Source organism: Nocardia sp. NPDC050793 (assembly GCF_040654065.1).
GTDB lineage: Bacteria > Actinomycetota > Actinomycetes > Mycobacteriales > Mycobacteriaceae > Nocardia.
The window spans coordinates 440,621-462,707 of the sequence record NZ_JBFAHG010000002.1; the positions used below are offsets into that span (position 1 = coordinate 440,621).

22 protein-coding genes are annotated in these 22,087 nt (G+C 68.7%); 12 read left to right on the top strand and 10 right to left on the bottom strand.

Features of this window, described 5'->3' with window-relative positions:
* Positions 1–193: 193 nt before the first annotated feature.
* Complete coding sequence (locus AB0H50_RS07525; RefSeq protein WP_357448273.1) at positions 194–1,084, bottom strand: NAD(P)-binding domain-containing protein; 891 nt, start codon at positions 1,082–1,084, stop codon at positions 194–196.
* Between the two features lie 137 nt (positions 1,085–1,221).
* On the opposite strand from AB0H50_RS07525, the gene AB0H50_RS07530 reads away from it, so the two are divergent.
* Together AB0H50_RS07530 and AB0H50_RS07535 are read left to right on the top strand one after the other, a co-directional pair.
* Complete coding sequence (locus AB0H50_RS07530; RefSeq protein ID WP_357448275.1) at positions 1,222–1,575, top strand: helix-turn-helix domain-containing protein; 354 nt, start codon at positions 1,222–1,224, stop codon at positions 1,573–1,575.
* Positions 1,576–1,683: 108 nt separating this feature from the next.
* Entirely contained in the window at positions 1,684–2,799 is a 1,116-nt protein-coding gene (locus tag AB0H50_RS07535; protein WP_357448277.1) for a glycerate kinase, read from the top strand.
* Positions 2,800–2,982: 183 nt separating this feature from the next.
* Here AB0H50_RS07535 and AB0H50_RS07540 read toward each other — a convergent pair whose 3' ends face one another.
* The 3 genes from AB0H50_RS07540 to AB0H50_RS07550 form a co-directional block, all read right to left on the bottom strand.
* A complete protein-coding gene (locus tag AB0H50_RS07540) occupies positions 2,983–3,924 on the bottom strand; it encodes a sigma-70 family RNA polymerase sigma factor (protein ID WP_357448279.1) in 942 nt (313 codons plus the stop codon).
* Positions 3,925–3,934: 10 nt separating this feature from the next.
* Positions 3,935–5,125 carry an FAD-dependent oxidoreductase gene (locus tag AB0H50_RS07545; RefSeq protein ID WP_357448281.1) on the bottom strand — a complete coding sequence of 397 codons (1,191 nt, stop codon included), beginning with the start codon at positions 5,123–5,125 and terminating at the stop codon, positions 3,935–3,937.
* A 303-nt stretch (positions 5,126–5,428) separates the two neighbouring features.
* Positions 5,429–7,009, bottom strand: a complete 1,581-nt coding sequence (locus AB0H50_RS07550; protein ID WP_357448283.1) for an alpha/beta hydrolase — start codon at positions 7,007–7,009, stop codon at positions 5,429–5,431.
* Between the two features lie 159 nt (positions 7,010–7,168).
* Here AB0H50_RS07550 and AB0H50_RS07555 point away from each other — a divergent pair, with 159 nt between their 5' ends.
* Complete coding sequence (locus tag AB0H50_RS07555; RefSeq protein WP_357407118.1) at positions 7,169–7,480, top strand: GNAT family N-acetyltransferase; 312 nt, start codon at positions 7,169–7,171, stop codon at positions 7,478–7,480.
* 1 nt (position 7,481) lies between these two features.
* Here AB0H50_RS07555 and AB0H50_RS07560 read toward each other — a convergent pair whose 3' ends face one another.
* The gene (locus AB0H50_RS07560) at positions 7,482–8,243 is read right to left on the bottom strand and encodes a 1-acyl-sn-glycerol-3-phosphate acyltransferase (RefSeq protein WP_357448285.1); all 762 of its coding nucleotides are present in this window, start codon (positions 8,241–8,243) and stop codon (positions 7,482–7,484) included.
* Between the two features lie 174 nt (positions 8,244–8,417).
* Here AB0H50_RS07560 and AB0H50_RS07565 point away from each other — a divergent pair, with 174 nt between their 5' ends.
* The 3 genes from AB0H50_RS07565 to AB0H50_RS07575 all read left to right on the top strand — a co-directional run bounded on the left by AB0H50_RS07565 (position 8,418) and on the right by AB0H50_RS07575 (position 10,420).
* Complete coding sequence (locus tag AB0H50_RS07565) at positions 8,418–9,062, top strand: YqgE/AlgH family protein (protein ID WP_357448287.1); 645 nt, start codon at positions 8,418–8,420, stop codon at positions 9,060–9,062.
* Between the two features lie 66 nt (positions 9,063–9,128).
* The gene (locus AB0H50_RS07570) at positions 9,129–9,707 is read left to right on the top strand and encodes a sigma-70 family RNA polymerase sigma factor (protein ID WP_357448289.1); all 579 of its coding nucleotides are present in this window, start codon (positions 9,129–9,131) and stop codon (positions 9,705–9,707) included.
* The gene (locus tag AB0H50_RS07575; RefSeq protein WP_357448291.1) at positions 9,704–10,420 is read left to right on the top strand and encodes a zf-HC2 domain-containing protein; all 717 of its coding nucleotides are present in this window, start codon (positions 9,704–9,706) and stop codon (positions 10,418–10,420) included. Before AB0H50_RS07570 ends, AB0H50_RS07575 begins: the two co-directional genes overlap by 4 nt.
* A gap of 74 nt (positions 10,421–10,494) precedes the next feature.
* Here the strand turns inward: AB0H50_RS07575 and AB0H50_RS07580 are convergent, their stop codons facing one another.
* The 3 genes from AB0H50_RS07580 to AB0H50_RS07590 all read right to left on the bottom strand — a co-directional run bounded on the left by AB0H50_RS07580 (position 10,495) and on the right by AB0H50_RS07590 (position 13,013).
* Entirely contained in the window at positions 10,495–11,265 is a 771-nt protein-coding gene (locus AB0H50_RS07580; protein ID WP_357448293.1) for an ABC transporter permease, read from the bottom strand.
* A gap of 73 nt (positions 11,266–11,338) precedes the next feature.
* Positions 11,339–12,316, bottom strand: a complete 978-nt coding sequence (locus AB0H50_RS07585) for an ATP-binding cassette domain-containing protein (RefSeq protein WP_357448295.1) — start codon at positions 12,314–12,316, stop codon at positions 11,339–11,341.
* 181 nt (positions 12,317–12,497) lie between these two features.
* Entirely contained in the window at positions 12,498–13,013 is a 516-nt protein-coding gene (locus tag AB0H50_RS07590) for an EXLDI protein (protein WP_357448297.1), read from the bottom strand.
* Between the two features lie 176 nt (positions 13,014–13,189).
* On the opposite strand from AB0H50_RS07590, the gene AB0H50_RS07595 reads away from it, so the two are divergent.
* Genes AB0H50_RS07595 through AB0H50_RS07615 form a run of 5 tightly spaced genes read left to right on the top strand, consistent with a single transcriptional unit; the run spans position 13,190 to position 18,014 of the window.
* Entirely contained in the window at positions 13,190–14,860 is a 1,671-nt protein-coding gene (locus AB0H50_RS07595) for a thiamine pyrophosphate-binding protein (protein ID WP_357448299.1), read from the top strand.
* Positions 14,857–15,516 (top strand): SRPBCC family protein, encoded by a 660-nt coding sequence (locus AB0H50_RS07600; RefSeq protein WP_357448301.1) that lies wholly within the window; start codon positions 14,857–14,859, stop codon positions 15,514–15,516. The genes AB0H50_RS07595 and AB0H50_RS07600 overlap by 4 nt, the downstream gene beginning before the upstream one ends.
* Positions 15,517–15,542: 26 nt before the next feature.
* The gene (locus AB0H50_RS07605; protein ID WP_357449352.1) at positions 15,543–16,556 is read left to right on the top strand and encodes a 3-oxoacyl-[acyl-carrier-protein] synthase III C-terminal domain-containing protein; all 1,014 of its coding nucleotides are present in this window, start codon (positions 15,543–15,545) and stop codon (positions 16,554–16,556) included.
* A complete protein-coding gene (locus AB0H50_RS07610; RefSeq protein WP_357448303.1) occupies positions 16,553–17,587 on the top strand; it encodes an aminotransferase class I/II-fold pyridoxal phosphate-dependent enzyme in 1,035 nt (344 codons plus the stop codon). The genes AB0H50_RS07605 and AB0H50_RS07610 overlap by 4 nt, the downstream gene beginning before the upstream one ends.
* Positions 17,588–17,627: 40 nt before the next feature.
* Entirely contained in the window at positions 17,628–18,014 is a 387-nt protein-coding gene (locus AB0H50_RS07615; protein ID WP_357448304.1) for a cupin domain-containing protein, read from the top strand.
* Between the two features lie 210 nt (positions 18,015–18,224).
* Here the strand turns inward: AB0H50_RS07615 and AB0H50_RS07620 are convergent, their stop codons facing one another.
* Positions 18,225–18,545, bottom strand: coding sequence for a hypothetical protein (locus tag AB0H50_RS07620; protein ID WP_357448306.1), 321 nt, complete (start codon positions 18,543–18,545; stop codon positions 18,225–18,227).
* A gap of 116 nt (positions 18,546–18,661) precedes the next feature.
* Positions 18,662–19,069 carry an SdpI family protein gene (locus AB0H50_RS07625; protein ID WP_357448308.1) on the bottom strand — a complete coding sequence of 136 codons (408 nt, stop codon included), beginning with the start codon at positions 19,067–19,069 and terminating at the stop codon, positions 18,662–18,664.
* Between the two features lie 113 nt (positions 19,070–19,182).
* Here AB0H50_RS07625 and leuS point away from each other — a divergent pair, with 113 nt between their 5' ends.
* Positions 19,183–22,029: a leucine--tRNA ligase gene (leuS, locus tag AB0H50_RS07630; RefSeq protein WP_357448310.1), complete on the top strand. Its 2,847-nt coding sequence runs from the start codon at positions 19,183–19,185 to the stop codon at positions 22,027–22,029.
* The last annotated feature ends 58 nt before the right edge of the window (positions 22,030–22,087 follow it).

A 22,087-nucleotide genomic window follows, 5' to 3' on the forward strand; every position in this document is an offset into this window, starting at 1 on the left:
TGCCGCGAAGCAATCGGTACGTCGGCACCGGTCGTCCGGCACGTTCGCTTTCCGCCAGCACCCGATCCCAGATCGCCCGCGCCGATCGGAGCAACGCGGTGTCCACGCCGAGCTGGTCACCGGTCTCGACGACGTGCGCCGCACCCGCCGCCGAGGCCGATGACCGTCACCGAGCGGGCCGCGTCCGGCCGGTTCACACCCCGTCCGCCGCGCGCTCACCCAGCATGAGCTCGTAGGTGGAGACCGCCTTGCCGCGCTCCTCGCTGGCGGCGATGGCCTTGCGCCAGAAGGATTGAGCGGTGTGCGAGAAGGTGGCGTCGACGCCGACCTCCTCGCTGGCGTCGATGATGTGCTGCGCGCCCGCCTCCATCATCTTCAAGCTGGCCAGGTCGGCCCAGCCGCCCGCCTGGTTGGCGGCGGAGAACTCCTGCATGAAGTAGGGATAGGCCTCGCTGGACCGCACCGCGAACGGCACGAATTGGGCGACGTCGTGGCCCGACTTCGCGATCACGGCGGTGGCCTGGTCGAAGGCGAGCAGCCACGGGTGGAAGGTGATGAGCAGCGCCTGGTAGAAGATCTGGGCCAGACCGTCGTCCTCGCCGAGATACTCCTGCGGGCTCAGCGGGCGCAGCAGCTCGGCGTGCGCGTCGAACACCTCGCGCGGACCGCTGTAGAAGATGTAGGACGCGGGATGGGTGATGTTGTCGCCCGCCGACATGACGCCGCCCGAAATGAACTGGGCGCCGCGCTCGCGCACCCACGCCGCGCCCCGGCGGGCCTTCTCCGGCGAATCCGACGACAGGTTGGCGATCACCTTGCCCGCCAGCCGGTCCTCGGCCTGGCCGAGCACGTCGTACATGGCGGCGTAGTGGGTCAGGCTGACCACGGTCACCTCGTTGGCGTCGAGCGCGTCGGCGACCGTCGCGGCCCGCTTCGCGCCGAGTTCGACCATCGCGTCGACCTTGGCGGTGCTGCGATTCCAGACGGTCACCTCGACGCCCGCGTCGAGGAAGGCCCGCACCATCGCCTGCCCCATTGGACCGAGGCCGATGACGGAGACGGAACGGGTGGACTGCTCGGACATTATGTGCCCCTTCGGTTCTGGATTGCTGGTTCGCGGCGCCGGAACCGATAGTCGTCCGCGCAGGTAGAGTCGACAAGACCGTACGTCGAGGTGGGGATACTTACCTCGAAGTCCGAAATATGGTCAGGAGGTCGGCGATGAACGGCAAGAGTGACACGGATCACGATGCGTGCGGCATGTCGGTCGCGATCGACGTCGTCGGCGGCAAATGGAAGCTGCACCTGATGTGGGCGCTCGGCGCGGGCCCGCAGCGCTTCGGCGAAATCCGGCGCCTGCTGCAAGGCGTCAGCGAGAAGGTTCTCGCCGAGAATCTGCGCCAGCTGGAGTCCAGCGGCGTCGTGCACCGCGAGGTGTTCCCGGAGATCCCGCCGCGCGTGGAGTACTCGCTGACCCCGATCGGCCACGAACTCGCGGCGGCGCTGCGCCCGCTCGAAGAGTGGGGCGACAAGCACCGGGTGGAACTGCTCGGAAATCTCGCATCGGTCGGCTGAGCGGGATCGTCGGGAGACCAATGGCTGCTCCACGGGTCGGTGGGGTCTCTCGAACAACGCGGAGTGCCGTGACGCGCGGGGGTTCGGGCCTGCGCCGAGAATGTGGGAATGACCTCCGCGCCACGGGTGCTGCTCGCTCCCGACAAGTTCAAGGGCTCGCTGCCCGCATCGGCGGTAGCGGGAGCGCTGGCGGCCGGGATCGCCGCGGCGCGGCCGGACGCGGAGCTTGTGCGGGTTCCGGTCGCCGACGGCGGTGACGGCACCGTCGACGCATTCGTCGCCGCCGGATGGGAGCGGGTCGAGTCGATCGCTCCTGGGCCGACCGGCGCGCCCGCGCCCGCGTCCTACGCGGTGCGCGGCGATACCGCGGTCGTGGAGTTGGCCGAGGTCGTTGGACTGGCGAAACTGCCTGGGGGACAGTTGGATCCGCTCGACGCGGGGACGGAGGGGCTCGGTGTGCTCGTCGCCGACGCCCTGGAGCGCGGCGCCACGCACATCGTCCTCGGTTTGGGTGGCAGCGCGTCCACCGACGGCGGCGCGGGTCTGCTGCGCGCACTCGGCGTCCGTGTCCTCGATGCCGAAGGCCGCGAATTACCCTCGGGCGGAGGCGCTTTGGCGCGTGCGGTGCACGTCGATCGAGGTGGACTGCACCCCGCGGCGGCCGCGGCCCGCTTCACACTCGCCTGCGATGTGGACAATCCGCTGCTCGGGCCGAAGGGCGCGGTCGCGGTGTACGCACCGCAGAAGGGCGCCGACGCCGCACAACTAGCGATTCTCGAAGCGGCGCTGACGAATTGGGCGCGGCTGGTCGGACCGGAATTCGCCGAACGGCCGGGCGCGGGCGCGGCGGGCGGCACCGGCTTCGGCGCGCTCGCGATGCTCTGCGCCCAGATGCGCAGCGGCATCGAGGTGCTTCTCGAACTCCTCGACTTCCCGTCCCTGCTCCGCGACGGCACGCTCGTGGTGACAGGTGAGGGCTCGCTCGATGCCCAAAGTCTGCACGGCAAGGCCCCGATCGGCGTCTGCGCGGCGGCGCACGCGGCTGGCGTCCCGGTCGTCGCGGTCGCGGGCCGCGTTCAGCTCGAACCGGACGCACTGCGCACCGCAGGCTTCACCGCCTGCTACTCGTTGAGCGACGTCGAACCCGACCCGGCTCGCTCCATGTCGAACGCCGCCCAACTCCTCGAACAGATCGGCGCCCGCATCGCCGAGCAGCAACTCTGAATCGCTCACGACGCCAAGCTCATTCGGCATCCGTACGGTGCATTTCCGCGAAGCGACCTGTCCTGGGCACCACATCACGCTGCTCACCGCAACCCCCCGAAGTCGACCACGGCCAAGCGGCGGTGCTCGCCGGATCGTTCGACGGGAATCGACGGACGAACGGTGAGAGTGTCGGACGGCCGGTTACCACGATTCGATCAGCGGGACATCATGCTCCTGCCGCTGCCATTCCTCGGTGAGGCGATCGAGTCGGCCCGGGGCGGCGATGCCGCGCACGCCTGCGATCTTGTCGTCACGGATCTCCAGGATCACGAGGCCCACGACCCGGTCATCGAGCGTGGCGAGCATGGCCGGGCAGCCGTTGACCACGGCGGCATGGATCGCGGGCGAGCCACCGGCGAGTCTCCGCTTGGCCGGCGACGGTTTGAAGCCGGCCCGTATCGCGCTGGCGATCCGCTCCGGGGTCGAGTACCGGATCAGCTTCGCTGCCAGCCCCAGCCCGGCGCCGTCGGAGATGCCGGTCGCGTCGTCGGTCAGCAGCGCAACCAGCCGTTCGGTCCGGCCCGAGGAGGCGGCATCGACGAACGCCTCGACGATTCGACGCGCGGAGGCACGGTCGATGTCGGTGCCGTTGCCTGCGGCGGCGATTCGACGCCGGGCTCGGTGGATGTGTTGCTGACTTCCGGACTCGGTGATGCCGAGAATCTCGGCTATCTCGGCGTGGCTGTAAGCAAAGGCCTCGCGCAGCACGTAAACGGCCCGTTCGACCGGCGACAGACGCTCCATGAGCGTCAGCACCGCCAGGGTCACCGATTCGCGCTGCTCGACGGTGTCGGCCGGGCCCAACATCGGGTCGCCGTCGAGGAGCGGTTCGGGCATCCAGGCGCCGACCGCGCGTTCGCGCCGCACCTTCGCCGAACGGAGCCGGTCGAGCGCCAGGTTGGTGACGATCTTGGTCAGCCAGGCCTCTGGCACCTCTACGTATTCCCGGTCGGCGGCCTGCCACCGCAGGAACGCGTCCTGCACCGTGTCCTCGGCGTCGGCGGCCGAGCCGAGCAGACGGTAGGCGAGCGAGGCCAGCCGATTCCGGCTGGCCTCGAAACGCGCCACGGTGGCAGTGTCCATGAGCACCAATCTATGCCGAGACCCCGTCGAGCGAGTGCTCCCGGGTGGCGGTCAAGCGGTACTTGTGACTCGGCTTTCCGAAGGTCGGGTGGCTCACGGCCCAGGCGGCGGTATCGAGGATTGCCGACTTGACGCGTGCGGCCGTCCGGCCGCGTAGGGCCCCCGGCTTCGCTCGCGCGTCACCGTCGACCAGCTGGAAGAGCCCGTCGTTGCGGCCGAGGCTGATGTGGTTGCCGATATAGGACAACGTGGTCGGCGCGACCTTGCGGCCGGTCAGGTCCCCGATGATCGCGGCCGTCGCCTGTTTGCTGGTGGGTCCCGCCGAAGCGCAGGACATCGGGTACGGCAGGCCGTTGTCGCCGATGACGAAGACGCTGTCGCCTGCGGCGTAGACGTTCGGGTGCGAGACCGACCGCATCTGACGGTCGACCGTGATCTGTCCGTTGGGTTCCACCGCCAAGCCGCTGGCGGCGGCAATCGGGTGGACGGCGAAGCCGGCCGCCCACACGATCGCGTCGGAGGCGAAAACGGTGCCGTCGGCGGCGACCGCCACGGCCTTCTCGACGCGCTCGATGGCGGTGTGCTCATGGACCGTGATATCGAACCGATCGAAGGCACGCAGCATGTGACGGCGGGCCTTCGCGCCCAGCCAGCCGCCGAGTTCGCCGCGGGTGACGAGGCTGACCCGAAGTCCTGGACGAGATTCGGCGAGCTCGGTGGCCGCCTCGATCGCGGTCAGGTTGCCGCCGACTACCAGCACCTTCCCGTTCTCGCCCAGCTCGTCCAGGCGTGCGCGCAGGCGCAGCGCGGCCGGCCGCGCTGCCACGTGGAAGGCGTGCTCGTCGACGCCAGGAACACCGTTGTCGGCGGCGGTGCTGCCGAGCGCGTAGAGCAGGGTGTCGTATTCGAGCCGGTCGATGCCCTCGCCGTCGACGACGGTGACCGTCCGTTGCTCGGCGTCGATGCTGGTGACCCGCGCCACGCGCAGCTGGATGCCAGTACCCGCGAACACCTTCGCCAGCGGCCGGTGGCGCAGATCCTGCCCGGCGGCGAGCTGATGCAGGCGCAGCCGCTCGACGAAATCGGGTTCGGCATTGACCACGGTGATCTCGAAGTCGTCGGAGTGGAGTTGGCGGGCCAGGAATGTGGCGGAGAAGGCTCCGGCGTATCCGGCCCCGAGGACGACGATGCGATGCTTCATGGTTCGCTCCTGTCTGGTTCGCGTGCTCTCTGAACGAGACAGCCCCCGAATTCCTGACAGCATCGACCAGTGACGTGGATCACCCCCGAGGCTCGCCCAGCGGACGAACGCCATTCCGAACCACGCTCGCCCGAGAAGGTCCTCGACCTCATCGACGGGTTGCGCTCACGAACCGCGCAAAGTGTTCGACGCACACCGTTCCAGCGGCACGGGAAGTGCCAGATACTGCGAGTCAGGACAGGACCTACGTGCAGCCGGGACGCACGAGTCAGCGCACCCGGAAGCGAGAGCGATCCGGGTGCGTCACCGGGTCGGCAGTGGGGCCTGTTCGGCGTGGCTGACGGTGACCTGTCCGGTGCGCAGATAGGTGAGCACCGCGTCGTCGACCGTGGGGTTTCCACGGCCGAAGGTGCCGTGGTCGCCGCCTTCGACGGTGATCAGAGAACCCTGGAGCGCCCGTGCCATTGCCGGGCCGCCTTCGTACTGCGTGAGTGCGTCGTATCTGCTTTGCAGCAGTAGCGGTTTCGTGCGCAGGGCGGCGCCGCTCAACGGAACCGGTTCGGCGACCGGTCGCCAAGATCCGCAGCTGAGGCCGGCGCGGACCAGGTCGGCGCGGGCGTCCATCGCGTTGCCGCCGGAGGCGATGGTGCCGATGGCGGCGCCGAGCAGTTCCGGGCGGCCCGGCACCGCGTTCTCGTTGCAAGTGATGGCGGAGAAGACGAAGCGGCCGGTGGGGTCGGTGGCGGTGGCGCCCTCGATGGCGAGCAGCCGCTGCACGTTGGCGGGATCGGCGTTGGCGTCGGACATCGCCCGCGCGAAAGTCGGCCAGAACGAGCGAGTGTAGGTCGCCACCGCGGTCGCGCCGACCAGCGGCACCTGCGCCGAGCCGCCGCCGGAGATCAAGGTGCGCACCAGGTTCTGGAGTTTGCCGCCCTGCTCGACGGTGCCGTTGAAGCCGTCGCGGGCGAGTTCGGCCAGCGGCTCCGGCAGTTCGCCGGGCAGGTCGGCCACGCTCGCGGGCGGCGGCGTCAGGTTGGCGTACCAGCCGCCGCCCTGCGCGGAGACCAGCCGCACCCAGTTCTGGTAGACGCGCAAGGCCGTGTCGCCGAGCCGGTAATCGCCGTTGTGCTCGGCGATCCAGGCGAACAGGTCGTCGAGGCGCTGCTTGCCCGCGGCCTGTTGCTGGGCGAACTCCTCGGTCCACACCCAGTCCGGGTGCACGTTGGAGTCGAGCACCATGCGATCCACCCGGTCCGGGAACAGCGAGGCGTAGACCGCGCCGAGGTAGGTGCCGTACGAGGTGCCGAGATAGCTGATCCGGTCGATGCCGAGGGCGGCGCGCACCGCGTCCATGTCGCGGGCGGTGTTCTCGGTGGTGATGGTGTCCAAGTAGCCGGGCTGCGCGGCGTCGCAGGCCGCTTTGATGGCGTCACGGCTGCCGCCGCCGATCGAAACCTGCTGTCCCTCGGCGTTTTCCGTGCCGGACGCGCAGCGCAGCGGGGTGGCCCAGCGCAGGCCGCGCGGCTGCACCGCGACGCGGTCGTAGTGGGCGTTCAATTCGGCGGGCACGACCTCGGCGCGCTGTGCCCAGAATCCGAGCGCGTCTGCGCCGGGTCCGCCCGGGTTGGTGAAGATGACGCCGTGCCGTTCGCCGCTGGCGGCGATCCTGCTGACGGTGAGATCGATACGCGGGCCGTCGGGTTCGGAGTGATTCATCGGCACACTGATCACGGCGCACTGCGCGCTCGAGCCCGCAGGCACCGAACCTTCCGGGCAGGATCCGAAAACCGGTGCGGCGTCGGCGAATCCCGTCACCACCGATCCGGCGAGCAGTCCCGCCGCGGCGAGGGTGGCGGCCACCCGTGAAATACGCGTCCTCATCATGTTCGCACCTCCGCCGAGCCGCCGCCCTCGGCAAAGCGCACGACGCGACCAAGAGCATTCTGGTCGGGCCGCCGCCGGGTAGACAAGTCGAACGGCCGATTTCACACCGGGGTGCGTCGCGATGTCTCGCCAACGGGCACACCGGAGTAGCGTCGAGCCATGTCGACCGAGATCCGCAACAATATCGCCCTGGAACGCTTCGAGATCTACGTCGACGGTGCCATCGCCGGATACGCGGAGTACCAGGACACCGCGTCCGAGCGCGCGTTCGTGCACACCGAGATCTACCCGGACTACGAGCGACAGGGCTACGCCACGCAGTTGGTCGGCACGGCGCTGGCCGGCACTCGCCGCGAGGGATTCGGCGTGTTGCCGATGTGCCCCTTGGTCCACCACTTCGTGCAGACACATCCGGAGTACATCGCCGCGGTGCCGCAGTGGGCCAGACAGCGCCTCGGCCTACCCCAGTGACTCAGTAGTTCGCGACGGCGCCGTCGAGCGCGAGCTGTAGATCCGCGTGCACCAGCCGCGCGATCTCCGCGGGCTTGCCCGGCAGGTCGCCGATCGGCGACTGGAAGTAGAAGCTCGCCGACTTGGCCTCTTCCTTGGTCGGCTCGATCGTCGGGTCGGGACGCGGGCCGTAGCTCAGGCCGAGGCTGACCAGGGTGGGCTGCACGCCGAGCTTCATGGCGCGGAACGCGATGTGCCCGATGCCGCTGCCGACGGACTGCACCTTGGTCGGGTCGACGTCGTTGCACGTGCCTTCCGGGAAAACCGCGATGTGATCGCCGCGCGCCAGCCGTTCGGCGCAGATGTCCATCATGCGCTGCCCCGCCGCGTTCACCGCTCTGATGCCGTGATCCTTGCCGCGGAAGACCGGGATGCCGCCCATCATGTCGACCTTGCGCCGCTGGTCGGGGTCGATGAACAGCTCGTCCTTGGCCAGCACCCGCACCCGGCCGATGATCGAGCGCAGCGGGCTGCGCCATGCCGCCGCGGCGACCGTATACGGATCGTTCTGCGAGAGATGGTTGATCGCGAAGATGATCGGCTTGCCCGACTTGGTCAGCACCCGCACCGCTTCCTTGGCCCGCTCGGCGTAGCTGATCCGGGGATGGTAGCGGCGTCCCAGAAGGGCGTACGCGGCCATCGCCTTCAGCCGGTTCTGCTGGTGATCGCGGTAGTAGTCGTAGACGGCGTCACTGTTCTCGAGGATGACCTCGGGCGCTTCCATACCGCCGACTCTACGACGTCGCCGCGTATGCGCCACATCGGGCAGCCGACCCGCGAACGGGGCCGAAAAATTGACCCAGACAGTTGCCGCCCTTTTTGTCCCGAGGTGAACTTCGACCGAAATCCAGGGGCCTGGAAACGAGCACTGAGGCGCACAAACTGCGATGATGTGCGAGTGGCACGCGGAGACGACCCGGACGATCGGAAAACTCACGGCGGGCACGGTGACCGTCGCCGTCGCGATTTCCGGCGCGGCGAGCAGGCGGTGCGGGCGGGCACCCTGCTGCTGGCGACGACGGATCTGGTCGAGCCGACCTTCCGAAGAACGGTCGTGTACATCATCGAGCACAACGACTCGGGCAGTCTCGGTGTCGTGCTCAACCGCCCGACCGACACCGCGGTCCACGACGTGCTGCCGCGCTGGGCCGATCTGGCCGCCACACCGCGCACCCTCTTCAGCGGCGGGCCGGTGAAGAGGGACGCCGCCCTGTGTCTCGGCACCTTGAAGGCAGGCGCCACCACAGCGGGCGTGTCCGGCCTGCGCCGGGTCGACGGCCGCGTGGTGCTCGTCGACCTCGACGCCGATCCCGATCGGATCGCCCCGCTCGTCGAGGGTGTCCGCATCTTCGCGGGCTACTCCGGCTGGACCTTCGGTCAACTGGAGGGCGAACTGGAGAACGACGACTGGATCGTGCTCTCGGCGCTCTCCTCCGACCCGATCAGCACCGGCCGCTCCGATCTCTGGGCGCACGTGCTGCGCCGCCAGCCGCTGCCGCTCTCGCTGCTGGCCACCCACCCGATTGAACTGGAACGCAACTGAGCTCGTGTACTCCTCAGACGAGAAGGAGTCCACATCGTGAAGCGCAAGAACTGATCCGGTGAGTGCATGGACAACTCACCGGGCACGCCGGACCAACCTCGGCCGACCGACGCGGCGCACCGCGAGACCGCGGGCGCGGCGGGCGACCAAGCCGAATTGATGCGCGTGCTGTACCAGGAGCACGCGCCTGCGCTGTGGCGCTACACCCTCGGCCTGGTGCACGACGCCGGTCGCGCCGAGGACATCGTGCAGGAAACGCTGTTGCGGGCGTGGCAGCGCCCGAACGTGCTCGATCAGCAGACGATGTCGGCGCGCGCGTGGTTGTTCACGGTGGCCCGCAACCTGGTGGTCGACGAACATCGCAGCGCCCGCAACCGCAGGGAGTTCCGCACCGACAACCCGCCCGAACAACCAGCGCCGGATCAGGCTGATCGGACGTTGGACGGCTGGCTGGTCGCCGATGCGCTGGCCCGGCTCAGCAGCGACCACCGCGAGGTGATCGTGCGCGCTTACTATCGCGGCCTTTCGACCCACCAGATCGCGGCCGAACTGGAGATTCCGCCCGGCACCGTGAAATCGCGCATGCATTACGGTATGCGGGCGCTGCGGCTGGCTTTGCACGAAATGGGGGTGACGAACCGATGACGGACATCGCCGACGACTTCACGACCTGGGACGCGCCCTACGTCCTCGGCTCCCTCACCGGCAGCGAGCGCCGCGCATACGAGGAGCATCTGACCCAATGCCCCGACTGTCGCGCCTCCGTCGCCGAACTCGCCGCCATGCCAGGCATGCTCGCGCTGGTGCCGTCGGAGACCGCGCTCGGCATGATCGGGACACCGGACGGTTCGGTACCCGAAGCGTCGCCTCCGGTGCCCAACCTGCTGCCCAAGCTCGCCGCGGCCGAACGGCGGCGCAGGCGGCGCGGTCGATGGGCGGCGGTCGGTGGTGCGGTGGCGGCGGCCGCGGCCGCGGCTGTCGTGGCCATCGCCATGCCGGTGATCAGCACGACGCCCCAATCGGAACCGCCGGTCACCGAGCAGGTGATCGCGGAGCGGTCGATGAGCCCGCTCGAGCCCACCCCGATCTCGGCCGACTTCAAGCTGATCGCCGACGGCGATCGCGCCCGCGTCGTGATGACCTGCACCTACGGGCAGAGCGACCTGCAATACACCTACAAGTACACGCTGGTGGTGACCGGCGCCGACGGCAGCCAGGTCGAACTGGACCAGTGGCCCGCGGGACCGGGCACCGTGCTGACCGTCGACCGCACCATCGACATGCGACCCGAGCAGGTGCAGAAGGTGGAGATCAAGTCGTCGGCGACCAACAAGGTCGTGCTCACCGGGACGGTCTAGGACTTCGAAGCGTCAGCACGACGAATCCCCCGCCGGAATCTCCGGCGGGGGAATTCAGCTGCGCCGCAGCGTGATCAGGCGACCTGCTTGCGGAACCGCGACATCGCCCACACGTAGCCGACCAGGCCGAGGCCCGCGCACCAGGCGATCGAGACGATGCCGTTGGCGCCGATCTCGGTGCCCATCAGCAGCCCGCGCAGCGTCTCGGTCAGCGGCGTGAACGGCTGGTACTCGGCGAACTGGCGCATGCCGACCGGCATGGTGTCGGTGGCGACCAGACCGCTGCCGAGGAACGGAAGCATCACCAGGGGAAACGGCATGTTGCTCGCGGCCTCTGGCGTGGGCGCGACAAGCCCGATCGCCACTCCCAGCCAGGAGAACGCGAACATCACCAGGCCGATGAGACCGAACACCGCGAGCCATTCGACCGGGTTGGCGTTCGGGCGGAACCCGACCAGCAGCGCCACCGAGACCATGAGTACGACGCCGATCAGCGCCTGGATCAGCGCGCCGACGACCTGCCCGGCCAGCATCGATGACTGCGAGATCGCCATGGTGCGAAAGCGATTCACGATGCCCTTGGTCTTGTCGGTGGTGATGGACACCGCCACCGAGACCGTCAGGTAGGCCGGGAGCATCAGCATCATGCCCGGGGTCAGGTAGTCGATGTAGTTGCCGCCGGAGGACTTCTCCAGCGCGCCGCCGAACACGAAGGTGAACACCAGCATCAGCACGACAGGCATCACCAGAATGCCGAAGGTCATGGTGGGATAGCGTTTGACGTGCAACAGGTTTCGGCGCAGCATGGTCGCCGAATCGGCGAGCGCAAACGAGGTGGTACTCATGCCTGTGCCTCGCTGACGCTCGGCTCCGGCATGCGCATGGCGCGCTGGCACATGATTCGCTCTCTACGTTCGCTCATCGCACGGTCTCCTTCTCGGCGGTGGGGTGCCCGGTGAGGGCGAGGAATACGTCGTCCAGGTTGGGGGTGTGCACGGAGAGGCCTTCGACCTCGATCCGCGCCTCGTCGAGCCGATCGAGCACGGAGCGCAGCGATTTCACGCCGCCGTCGCTGGGCACGGCGAGAGTCAGCTCGCCGTCGCCCTCCGAATCGAGCACGCGGGAGGCCTCGCCGAGTGCCGACGCTGCCGCGGACAGCGCTGCGGCCGTGGCGAATTCGAGGCGGATGTGCCCGCCAGGCACCAGCTTCTTCAGCTCGGCGGCCGTGCCATCGGCGACGATGCGTCCGCCGTCGAGCACGGCGATCCGGTCGGCGAGCTGGTCGGCCTCCTCCAGGTACTGGGTGGTGAGGAAGACGGTCACGCTGTAGTCGTCGACGAGGGCCCTGATGATCTCCCACATGGACCGCCTGCTGCGCGGGTCGAGGCCGGTGGTCGGTTCGTCGAGGAAGATGACGCGCGGGTCGCCGACCAGGGTCATCGCCAGATCGAGACGACGGGTCATGCCGCCGGAATAGGTCGCCGCCGTCTTGTCGGCGGCCTCGGCCAGGTCGAAGCGCGCGAGCAGATCCTCGGCCAGCCGTTTGCCATCGCGCCGCGGCAGGTGGTGCAGGTCGGCCATGAGCAGCAGGTTCTCCCGGCCGGTGAGCAGTTCGTCGACCGCGGAGAACTGGCCGGTCACCCCGATCACCGACCGTACCGAGTTGGGCTCGGCGGCGAGATCGTGTCCGCCGACGCGGATTTCGCCGGCGTCCGCGCCGATGAGCGTGGTGAGGATCTGCACGGTGGTGGTCTTGCCCGCGCCGTTCGGCCCGAGCAGCGAGAAGATGGTTCCTTCCGGCACCGTGAGGTCGATGCCGTCGAGCACCACGTGCTCGCCATACGCCTTGCGCAGGCCGAGCGCCGAGATCGCCGGCACGCGATGACCGTTGATCATGGTGGTCCTTTCGTGAAAAATTCATCAGCGAATGCGAATAAATGCATATCTCACCCGCACCGCCGCCCAATGGCGGTGCGGTGTTGCTTTTCGAACGTGCTGTTCGGTTGTCGCGGTGCGCTTTTCGCGCTGGCTGTGCGTACCTCCGGCTTCGCTCCGGCCGTGCCGGCCCCGACCGCCTTTAGATGTCGAGGTCCTCGATCTGCGGATGGTCGGCGATGTCGGCGACGCGCTTGTAGAACTTGGCGGGCATCTTGTCTTTCAGTTCGGCGAGCGAGTCGGCGATCTCCAGGGCGAAGTCGCCCCAGTCCTGCTCGCCGACGCCGAGGACGCGGCGCCAGTGCCGCCAATCCTTGAAAACATTGGTGTCAGTGGGGAACTCGGACCAGTTCGAGTACTGCGCATGCAGCGCGTACTTACCCTTGCGGGTCCGAAACACCCGCAGATGCTCCGCGCGCTTGTCGTTCATGTCACGCCATTCACCGAGCAGGGTCCCGGCGAACCGCACCTGCCGGACGCCGTTGTGGCCAACCCGGAGAACCACTTCGTCGTACCCTTCCTGACGCCCCTCCTCCAGCTCGATGAAACGGCGCAGCGCCGTGGTCACCGCGCCGGAGAGATTGCCGCCGACCAGCTCCTGCGCGCGCTGGAAGAGCGGTAGATCGTCGTCGGCTACGTAGATGGTCTTGTTGGGCATGAACTCACTATACGTAGATGTATACGTACACGCAAGCGCCCTCGTCGAACGTCTTTCTCGCGCGCGAGGCGTTCGCCGTTGAACCGCCCGCCGGACTGATTCGTATTCCTCGTGTACGAGGTAGGTGGTCGACCGGTGTGCACGCGATCGGCCGACCTCCGCGGAAGGGAGCGTCCATGCCGAACAGGGTCGTGGATCATCTGGTTCGGGCGGTTTCGGCACTCGGTGTGCGGCATATCTTCGGCGTCGACGGCGCGAATATCGAAGACCTCTACGACGCGCTGTTCGACTCCGAGGTCACCGGAGTGGTTGCCAAGCACGAATTCTCCGCGGCGACCATGGCCGACGGCTACGCGCGGGTCACCGGCGGGCTCGGCGTCGTCGCGGCGACCTCCGGCGGCGGTGCGATGAATCTCCTTGCCGGACTTGCCGAATCGTATACGTCCCGGGTGCCTGTACTGGCACTCGTCGGCCAGCCGCCGACGGCGCTGGAGGGCCGAGGGGCGTTCCAGGACTCCAGCGGGCGCGCGGGCGCGATCGACGCGGTCCGCCTGTTCGGCTCCGTCAGCCGGTACTGCGCCCGCGTGGAGACGGCGGACCAACTGCCGGACAGTGTGGTCAGGGCAGTCGCCGCCGCCCGGCGCGGTGGGCCCGCAGTCCTGCTGCTACCCAAGGACGTGCAGCAGTCCGGACTCGACGCGGTCCCGCCGTTCCGGCTACCGCCGCGAGCGCACCGTCGCGATGTGAGCGGACTCGCCGCGGTGCGCCGCGCGCTGGGCCAAGCGCGAAGCACAGGGAAGATCGTGATCATCGCGGGCGATCAGGTCGCGCGCGACGACGCGCGCGACGAATTGGCGCGTCTCGCAACGGCTCTGGACGCCACCGTGGGCGTGACCCCGGACGCCAAGGACACCTACGACAACTTCGACCCCGGGTTCTGCGGCATCGCGGGCAGCATGGGTCATCCGGAACTCACCGCCGACCTCCGGTCCGCCGCGCTCTGCCTGCTGATCGGCAGCCGGCTGCCCGTCACCGCGCGCACCGGGCTCGACGATCTGCTCGCCGGCCTCACCGTCGCCAGCGTCGGGGTGGCACCGCCGTACCTGCCCTCGATCCACGCGACGAGCACCGATCTGTCGGTCACCCTCGGCGAGCTCGCCGACGAATTCGCCACTCCAGCAAGCACATCGCATGTCGCACCGGAGGCGGGCGCGCTGACGCCGCTCCAGGTGCCGGCCGCGAACGGGCCGGGGCTGCGCTATCGGGAACTCGTCGAGATCATCGGCGCGGCACTGCCCGATGGCACCGACGTCTTCGCCGACGCGGGCAATACCGGCGCCGCGGCGGTGCATCACCTGCGCGTACCGCGCGGCGGGCGCTTCGTCGTCGCCCTCGGCATGGGTGGGATGGGCTACGCATTCGGCGCGGGCATCGGCGCCGCGTTCGCCCGACGCAGGCCGGGACGCACCGTGGTGATCGCGGGCGATGGATCGTTCTACATGCACGGCATGGAGGTGCACACCGCCGTGCAGCACCGGCTGCCGATCACCTTCGTGGTGCTGAACAACAACGCACACGCCATGTGCGTCACCCGCGAACAGCTCTACTACCGAGACCGCTACAGCTTCAACCGCTTCCAGCCCGCGTTCCTCGGCGACGGCATCGCCGCCATGTTCCCCGATCTGCCCGCCTACACCGTCCGAACTCCGGCCGAACTCGCCGACGCGCTCGGCCGGTGCCTCGGCACAGCGGGGCCGTCGTTCCTCGCGATCGACTGCGACCCCGACGAGATCCCCCCGTTCACCCCGTTTCTCAACACACTCGAGAACTCCAGGAGGACCCCGTGACGACCAGCGCCCTGCCCGCGCTCAGCGACATCCCGGAAGACGCCGTACCCGGCGTCCTGCGGATCGAGAACTCCGACAAGGACGCGACCACCCCGATCATCATGGACATGCTGCGGTCGGTGTACCCGCACGACCAGATCTTCGGCGACTTCTGCCCGGTCCAGGGTTACATCGCCGCGCCGCCGCGCGAGGTCTACGACTACCTCGCCGACACCAGGTCGCTGGAGGAATGGACCTACAGCATGCGCGGATTCACCGAGACCGAGGAGCCAGGACTGTGGCTCGCCTATGACCGGCTCGGCGACTCGACCCGGATATTCACTCGCACGGTGGCCAATCCGGACGCGATGACCGTCGACTATCACTGCGCGTGGGATCAGGGCGAACACCTGTGGATGATCTACCTGATGCGGGTGGTCGACGCGCAGGTAGTGCTGCACAAGCCGGGTTCGGTTGTGCTGTGGACGAATTGCCGCCACCCGTTCTACGACGAGAACCCCTATCCCGAGACCGCGCCCGCCGGGCGACCGGTGTGGGTCGGCGACTTCTGGGAGATGTTCTCCGCCGGTCACCAGCTCGAGCTGGACAACCTCAGGGCGATCTGCGAATACCGGGCCGCGCACGGGCTGCCGATCAAACCCGAGTGGATGAAGTGATAGCGCCGATGTTCACTACCGACCCGATGCCGACCGTCAGCCTGGCCGATGTGGCCTCCTATTTGCCCGGCGATCCCGTAGACACCGAATACTTCACCCAGTTCGCCCGCTCGGACCGGATGGCCAAGAACGTGATGTTCCGCGCGCCGCGCGCTCGCCACCACGTGAGCAGGGAGGAGACGGCCGTCGACATGATCGAGCGCGCCGTCGAGCCGTTGCGGCAACGCCATGGGACGCACCTTCTTTCGAACGTCGACGTGCTGCTCACGCACACCCAGTTGCCGGACAATCCGGTGCTCGGCAGCGGTCCCGAGGTCGCCAGGCGACTCGGCATGCGGCCGCGCGTCGTCTACGACATCCACAACGGCGGATGCGCGGCGTTCGTGAACATGATGGCGTTGGCCCGAATGATCTTGCAGACCACCGACGCTCGCACCGCGCTCATCGCGGTCGCGCAGAATTGTGCGGGCCCGGTGTTCACCCAGACCGAGATCCGCAAACTCGCGCAGGCGCCCGTGCCGGGTGACGGTTGCGGCGTCGGTCTGCTGGTCAAGGACGACAGCGCGCCCGTCCTCGACATCGAATGCCGCACCTACCCGGAATTCGCCGGGGACATGGACTTCTCGACCAACGGCGAGCGCAAGTACTGGGAGCCGGGCGCGGGTCAGGCCTGCGTCAGCTTCACCGAATCCAAGGTCACCAAGGTGTTCACCCGTGGCAACCGGCTGGTGCCCGAGGTGGCGCTCGCGGTGTGCGACCGGATCGGCGTAAAGGGCTGTGACATCGACACTTTCGTCACCAACCAGCCGAACCGGCTGTTCCTGCGCAACTGGCACGACGCGCTGGAACTGCCCGCCGAGCGGCACCCGGACACCTTCGATCGGTGCGGAAATCTGTTCGCGGCGGCCATTCCCGTCACGCTGGATGTGGAGAACCGGGCCGGTCGGCTGCGCAACGGGTCGGTGGTGCTGATGTCCGCGTTCGCGCACGCGGGTGATTTCGCCGCCGCCGCGGCGGTGCGCTGGGGCGCGGCGGGATGAGCATCGGGTTCACCGAGGACACCCGGCCCTCGCGGAACCACCGCCGACCGCCCCCGCCGGTGACGTTCGACCTGTCACTGAGCGAGAATCCGTTCCCGCCATTGCCTTCCGTGCTGCACGCGGTCAACGAGGCGCTGGCGCACGCGAATCGGTATCCGGAGTTCCTGCCTCGGCAGCTGCCCGAGATCATCGCGCGGCATGTCGGCGTGCGGGAGGACCAGGTGGTGGTCGGGTCAGGCGCGACGGGGGTCGCCATGCAGATCATGCAGTCCGTCGCCTTCGACGGCGCGGAGATCGTCACCGGAACGCCGACCTTCGACGGATACCCGATCATGGCCGAGATGGTCGGGATGACTCTCGTACCCGTGCCGTTGGACACCGCGGGCAATCAGGATCTGGCCGCGACGAAGCGGGCCATCGACAAGCGGACGGCGGTGGTCGTGGTGTGCCGTCCGCACAATCCGACCGGCGCCATCCTGTCCGCGCGCGAGTTGAAGTCGTTCCTGAACGCCGTGCCGAACCGGGTGACGGTGGTTCTCGACGAGGCATACGCCGAATTCCTCGGACCCGAGGAGCGGGTGGACACTCTCGCGCTGCTGCGCAAGCACGCGAACCTGCTCGTGCTGCGCACCTTCTCGAAGGCGTACGGGCTGGCTGGTCTGCGCATCGGCTACGCGTACGGGCGGCGCGAGCTCATCGAACGGGTGCGGCGGCTGCAACTTCCGTTCAGCGTCTCCGCCAGCGCCCTCGCCGCCGTGTCTGCGTCCTATGCGGCCGAACCCGAGCTCACGGCCCGGATCCGGCATATCACGGGTGAACGCGAAGCGTTGCGCGACGCACTGCTTGCCTGCGGCCACGCCGTCCCGCGCAGCCACGCCAACTTCCTCTACCTGCCAGGGCCCGGCGTGGCGACGGCGTTGCGGCGGGAGCGGATCGCGGCGAAGGCGTACCCGGACGGCAGTGCCAGGGTGGCCGTCGGCGACCGGGAAGCTGGGCGCGCGGTGTTGGCAGCGGTGGCGGGATTGCGCTGAGCGGCGCTGCCACGTGGCGCCGGGCTGGTTCGATGGAGTGGTGAGAATCCCGCGTCTGCGCAGCCTGCAACCGAATGCCGCGCCCGCGTCCGGCACCGCGAGCCGGGTGCTGGCGCAGTTCACGGTGGGAGGACGCGACCTCCTGCTGCGGCAGACGGTGATCGAACCCGGCGGCACCAGCGGCTGGCATTACCATGACGGCACGCTGCTGGTGCTCGTCGCTCGCGGCACCCTCGACCACCCCGGCGCCGACGGCACACCGGTCACCTACCACCGCGGGCGCGTCTTCCGCGAGCCGAGCGGACCCGAATACCCGCACGTCGCCCGCAACCGCGGTGCCACCCCGGTCACGCTGCTCGTCCTCTACCTCAACCCGAAGGGCAGTCCGCTCTCCCGCCATGTCAGCCCACCGCCTGGGGGCGACTGACCCGAGATCGGCGGGAGAGAAATGGCGGTTCCCGGCGCCGATTCGTCCGCCATCTCACTACCGTCGAATCCATTTCTCTATCGGCGGGAGAGAAAAATGGTGGTCGGCAGCAAGCGATATCGAAGTCAGCCGTCGGGCACCGTGGGGCTGGCGCGCCGAGGCGACGAGGCCAGTGCCGAGCACCTGTGCGGTCGCGCGCAGACGACGAGATCAGCCGCCGCCGCAACCTCCGCCGCCACCACCGCAGCTGCTGCCGCCACCACCACCGCAGCTACTGCCACCACCATCGCTGCCGCTGTCGCCGCTGCCGAAGAAGGCCGCCCCACCGGCACCTGCCGCACCCCAACCGCTACCCCTGCGCCCGCGATGCCGCGACGAGGTGGGCAATGGCGCACGCCGCCGAAGCTTGACGACCCCGGCGACAAGGAAGATGGCGGCAACGCCGAAGAACGCGACCCCCGCACCGGACCCGAACGGCCCGGCGACGACCATCCCCGCGACGAAGATCACCAACGCGAACCCGAAATACATCCGAACCTCCCCCGGACAGAGCCACCGAACGGCGAGCTGTCATCCAGGGTACCGACGACCACCGACAGCAACGCGTGAATTTAAGGGTCAGAGCACGCGTCGCGGAAGCCAGGGGATCAGTTCGCGGGCTGGCAGGCGTCGCGCAGGGAGCACGCGCCGCAGGACTGGCCGCAGCCGCCCACGTCCTCGGCGGGCACCAAGCTCGCGATGGCCTCACCTGCCGCGTTCGCGCCCGCACCCAGGGTGAACAGGGCGATGACGGCGGCGGCGCCCGCGACGATCAGGGCGACCACGCCGCCGGCGGCGAAGGCGACCAGACCGCCGGCGAAGAGCAGCGCGCCGGCAGCGACCGAGGTGGGGGCGGCGACGCGGTTCGCGATGCGGAAGGTTTCTTCGGAGGTGAGAGCGGCTTCGGTGTGCACACCGACGAAGCGGTTGCGCGGGAGCCTGCCGGTCAGTCCGAGCACGCCGGTTGCGATGGCCACGGCGGCCAGCACGAACAGGGCGAGGGCTACGACGAACACCTATGCAGGCTAGCGCATGCGCACGCGGCCCGATTTTCGGTCCCTCGGACCGGACGTTCTACCCTGTAATACGAAGTTTGTCCAGGATCGGCGAGAAACAAGAAGGCAGGACCGTGCAGGACAGTCGTGCAACCGAAAGCGATGTACCCCAGCACCGGTACAACGCTGACCTCGCGGGCCGCATCGAGCGCCGGTGGCAGCAGAACTGGGCGGAGCGCGGGACCTTCCACGCGCCGAACCCGACCGGCCCGCTCGCCGGGGACACCCCCGCGGACAAGCTGTTCGTCCAGGACATGTTCCCGTACCCGTCGGGCGCGGGCCTGCACGTAGGCCACCCGCTCGGCTACATCGCGACCGACGTGTTCGCGCGCTACCACCGCATGCACGGCCGCAACGTGCTGCACGCGCTCGGCTACGACGCCTTCGGACTGCCCGCCGAGCAGTACGCGGTACAGACCGGCGCGCACCCGCGCGACACCACCGAGTCCAATATCGCCACCATGCAGCGCCAGCTGGATAGGCTGGGTCTCGGCCACGACCGGCGGCGCTCGTTCGCGACCACCGACCCGGAGTACTACCGCTGGACGCAGTGGATCTTCCTGCGCATCTACAACGCCTGGTACGACCTGGAGACCGGTCGCGCCCGCCCCATCGCCGACCTGGAGGAGCAGTTCGCCTCCGGCGCGCGGCCCGCGCCCGAGGGCAAGGACTGGTCCACCATGTCCGCCGCCGAGCGCGCCGCGGTGATCGACTCGTATCGCCTGGTGTACCAGACCGATTCGATGGTCAACTGGTGCCCGGGCCTCGGCACCGTGCTGTCCAACGAGGAGGTCACCGCCGAGGGCCGCAGCGAGCGCGGCAACTTCCCGGTCTTCCGTAAGCGCCTGTGGCAGTGGATGATGCGCATCACCGCCTACTCGGACCGCTTGGTCGACGACCTGGACGCGCTGGACTGGCCGGAGAACGTGAAGGCCATGCAGCGCAACTGGATCGGCCGTTCGCGCGGCGCCCAGGTGAAGTTCGACTCGGACGCCGGGCCGATCGAGGTATTCACCACCCGGCCCGACACCCTGTTCGGCGCGACGTACATGGTGCTGGCTCCCGAGCACGAGCTGGTCGACCGGCTGGCCGCGGCGCGGTGGCCGGAGAACACCGATCCGCGCTGGACCAACGAGGGCGCGGCAACGCCCGCCGACGCCGTCGCCGCCTACCGCAAGGCCATCGCGGCCAAGTCGGATCTGGAGCGCCAGGAGTACAAGGAGAAGACCGGCGTCTTCCTCGGCTCCTACGCCACCAATCCGGTGAACGGACAGCGGATTCCGATCTTCATCGCCGACTATGTGCTGATCGGCTACGGCACCGGCGCGATCATGGCGGTGCCCGGCCACGATCACCGCGACCACGAGTTCGCGACCGCCTTCGGCCTGCCGATCATCGAGGTCATCTCCGGCGGCGACGTCGCCAACGGCGCCCACGCGGGCGAGGGCGAGCTGGTGAATTCCGAGTACCTGAACGGTCTTTCGGTCGAGGAGGCCAAGGCCACCGTCATCGGCAGGCTGGAGGCCGACGGGCACGGCACGGGCACCATCCAGTACAAGCTGCGCGACTGGCTGTTCGCCCGCCAGCGGTACTGGGGCGAGCCGTTCCCGATCGTCTACGACGAGCAAGGCGCACCGCACGCGCTGCCGGAATCCATGCTGCCCGTGCGGCTTCCCGAACTGGACGACTTCGCCCCGGTGACCTTCGATCCGGACGACGCGAACTCCGAGCCGTCCCCGCCGCTGGCCAAGGCCACCGACTGGGTGCACGTCGAGCTGGACCTGGGCGACGGGCCGAAGAAGTACCGGCGCGACACCAATGTCATGCCGAACTGGGCAGGCAGCTCCTGGTACCAGCTGCGCTACGCCGATCCGACCAATACCGAGGCGTTCTGCGCCAAGGAGAACGAGGAGTACTGGCTCGGCCCGCGCACAGCGGAGCACGGTGCGAACGATCCGGGCGGCGTCGATCTGTACATCGGCGGCGTCGAGCACGCGGTGCTGCACCTGCTGTACGCGCGCTTCTGGCAGAAGGTGCTGTTCGATCTGGGTGATGTGAGCAGCAGCGAGCCGTACCGGCGACTGTTCAACCAGGGCTACATCCAGGCGCACGCGTACACCGACGAGCGCCGCGCGTACGTGCCCGCCGCCGAGATCATCGAGCGGGACGGCAAGTTCTACTGGATCGACGCGACCGGCGGCGAGATCGAGGTGTTCCAGGAGTACGGCAAGATCGGAAAGTCGTTGAAGAACGCCATCTCTCCGGACGAGATGTGCGACCTGTACGGCGCCGACACCTTCCGCTTCTACGAGATGTCGATGGGTCCGCTGGACACCTCACGGCCGTGGGCGACCAAGGACGTCGTCGGCGCGCACCGGTTCCTGCAGCGGGTCTGGCGTCTGGTGGTGGACGAGGAGACGGGCGCGCTGCGCGTCACCGACGCCGCGCCGTCGGACGAGACGCTGCGCCTGACGCACAAGACCATCGCGGGCGTCGACGAGGATCTCGCCGCACTGCGCGACAACACGGCGGGCGCGAAGCTCATCGAGCTGACCAACCATCTGACCAAGAACTACCCCGACGGCGCCCCGCGCTCGGTGGTGGAGCCGCTGGTGCTGATGTTGGCCCCGCTCTCCCCGCACGTCGCCGAGGAGCTGTGGGAACGGCTGGGCCACAGCGTTTCCCTCGCGCACGGCCCGTTCCCGGTCGCCGATCCGGCGCTGCTCGTCGAGGAGTCGGTGGAGTACCCGATCCAGGTGAACGGCAAGGTGCGCAGCCGGATTCAGGTTCCCGCCGACGCCGACAACGCGGCCATCGAGGCGGCCGCGCTGGCCGACGAGAAGATCGCGGCGCTGCTGAACGGCGCCGCGCCGCGCAAGCTGATCGTAGTGCCGGGCCGCCTGGTCAACATCGTCGCCTGACGTAGGAGAGGCGCCCACCGCACAACGGTGGGCGCCTTACCCTCGCCCCGGTCAGCCC

Excerpts from the sequence above, each read along its gene's own strand:
- AB0H50_RS07550 (WP_357448283.1), bottom strand. The coding sequence starts at position 7,009 with ATGATGAGGACGCGTATTTCACGGGTGGCCGCCACCCTCGCCGCGGCG.
- AB0H50_RS07555 (WP_357407118.1), top strand. The coding sequence starts at position 7,169 with ATGTCGACCGAGATCCGCAACAATATCGCCCTGGAACGCTTCGAGATC.
- AB0H50_RS07590 (WP_357448297.1), bottom strand. The coding sequence starts at position 13,013 with ATGCCCAACAAGACCATCTACGTAGCCGACGACGATCTACCGCTCTTC.
- AB0H50_RS07530 (WP_357448275.1), top strand. The coding sequence starts at position 1,222 with ATGAACGGCAAGAGTGACACGGATCACGATGCGTGCGGCATGTCGGTC.
- AB0H50_RS07585 (WP_357448295.1), bottom strand. The coding sequence starts at position 12,316 with ATGATCAACGGTCATCGCGTGCCGGCGATCTCGGCGCTCGGCCTGCGC.
- AB0H50_RS07525 (WP_357448273.1), bottom strand. The coding sequence starts at position 1,084 with ATGTCCGAGCAGTCCACCCGTTCCGTCTCCGTCATCGGCCTCGGTCCA.
- AB0H50_RS07610 (WP_357448303.1), top strand. The coding sequence starts at position 16,553 with ATGAGCATCGGGTTCACCGAGGACACCCGGCCCTCGCGGAACCACCGC.
- AB0H50_RS07595 (WP_357448299.1), top strand. The coding sequence starts at position 13,190 with ATGCCGAACAGGGTCGTGGATCATCTGGTTCGGGCGGTTTCGGCACTC.
- AB0H50_RS07545 (WP_357448281.1), bottom strand. The coding sequence starts at position 5,125 with ATGAAGCATCGCATCGTCGTCCTCGGGGCCGGATACGCCGGAGCCTTC.
- AB0H50_RS07620 (WP_357448306.1), bottom strand. The coding sequence starts at position 18,545 with ATGTATTTCGGGTTCGCGTTGGTGATCTTCGTCGCGGGGATGGTCGTC.
- AB0H50_RS07580 (WP_357448293.1), bottom strand. The coding sequence starts at position 11,265 with ATGAGTACCACCTCGTTTGCGCTCGCCGATTCGGCGACCATGCTGCGC.
- AB0H50_RS07605 (WP_357449352.1), top strand. The coding sequence starts at position 15,543 with ATGCCGACCGTCAGCCTGGCCGATGTGGCCTCCTATTTGCCCGGCGAT.
- AB0H50_RS07575 (WP_357448291.1), top strand. The coding sequence starts at position 9,704 with ATGACGGACATCGCCGACGACTTCACGACCTGGGACGCGCCCTACGTC.
- AB0H50_RS07540 (WP_357448279.1), bottom strand. The coding sequence starts at position 3,924 with ATGGACACTGCCACCGTGGCGCGTTTCGAGGCCAGCCGGAATCGGCTG.
- AB0H50_RS07570 (WP_357448289.1), top strand. The coding sequence starts at position 9,129 with ATGGACAACTCACCGGGCACGCCGGACCAACCTCGGCCGACCGACGCG.
- AB0H50_RS07535 (WP_357448277.1), top strand. The coding sequence starts at position 1,684 with ATGACCTCCGCGCCACGGGTGCTGCTCGCTCCCGACAAGTTCAAGGGC.
- AB0H50_RS07560 (WP_357448285.1), bottom strand. The coding sequence starts at position 8,243 with ATGGAAGCGCCCGAGGTCATCCTCGAGAACAGTGACGCCGTCTACGAC.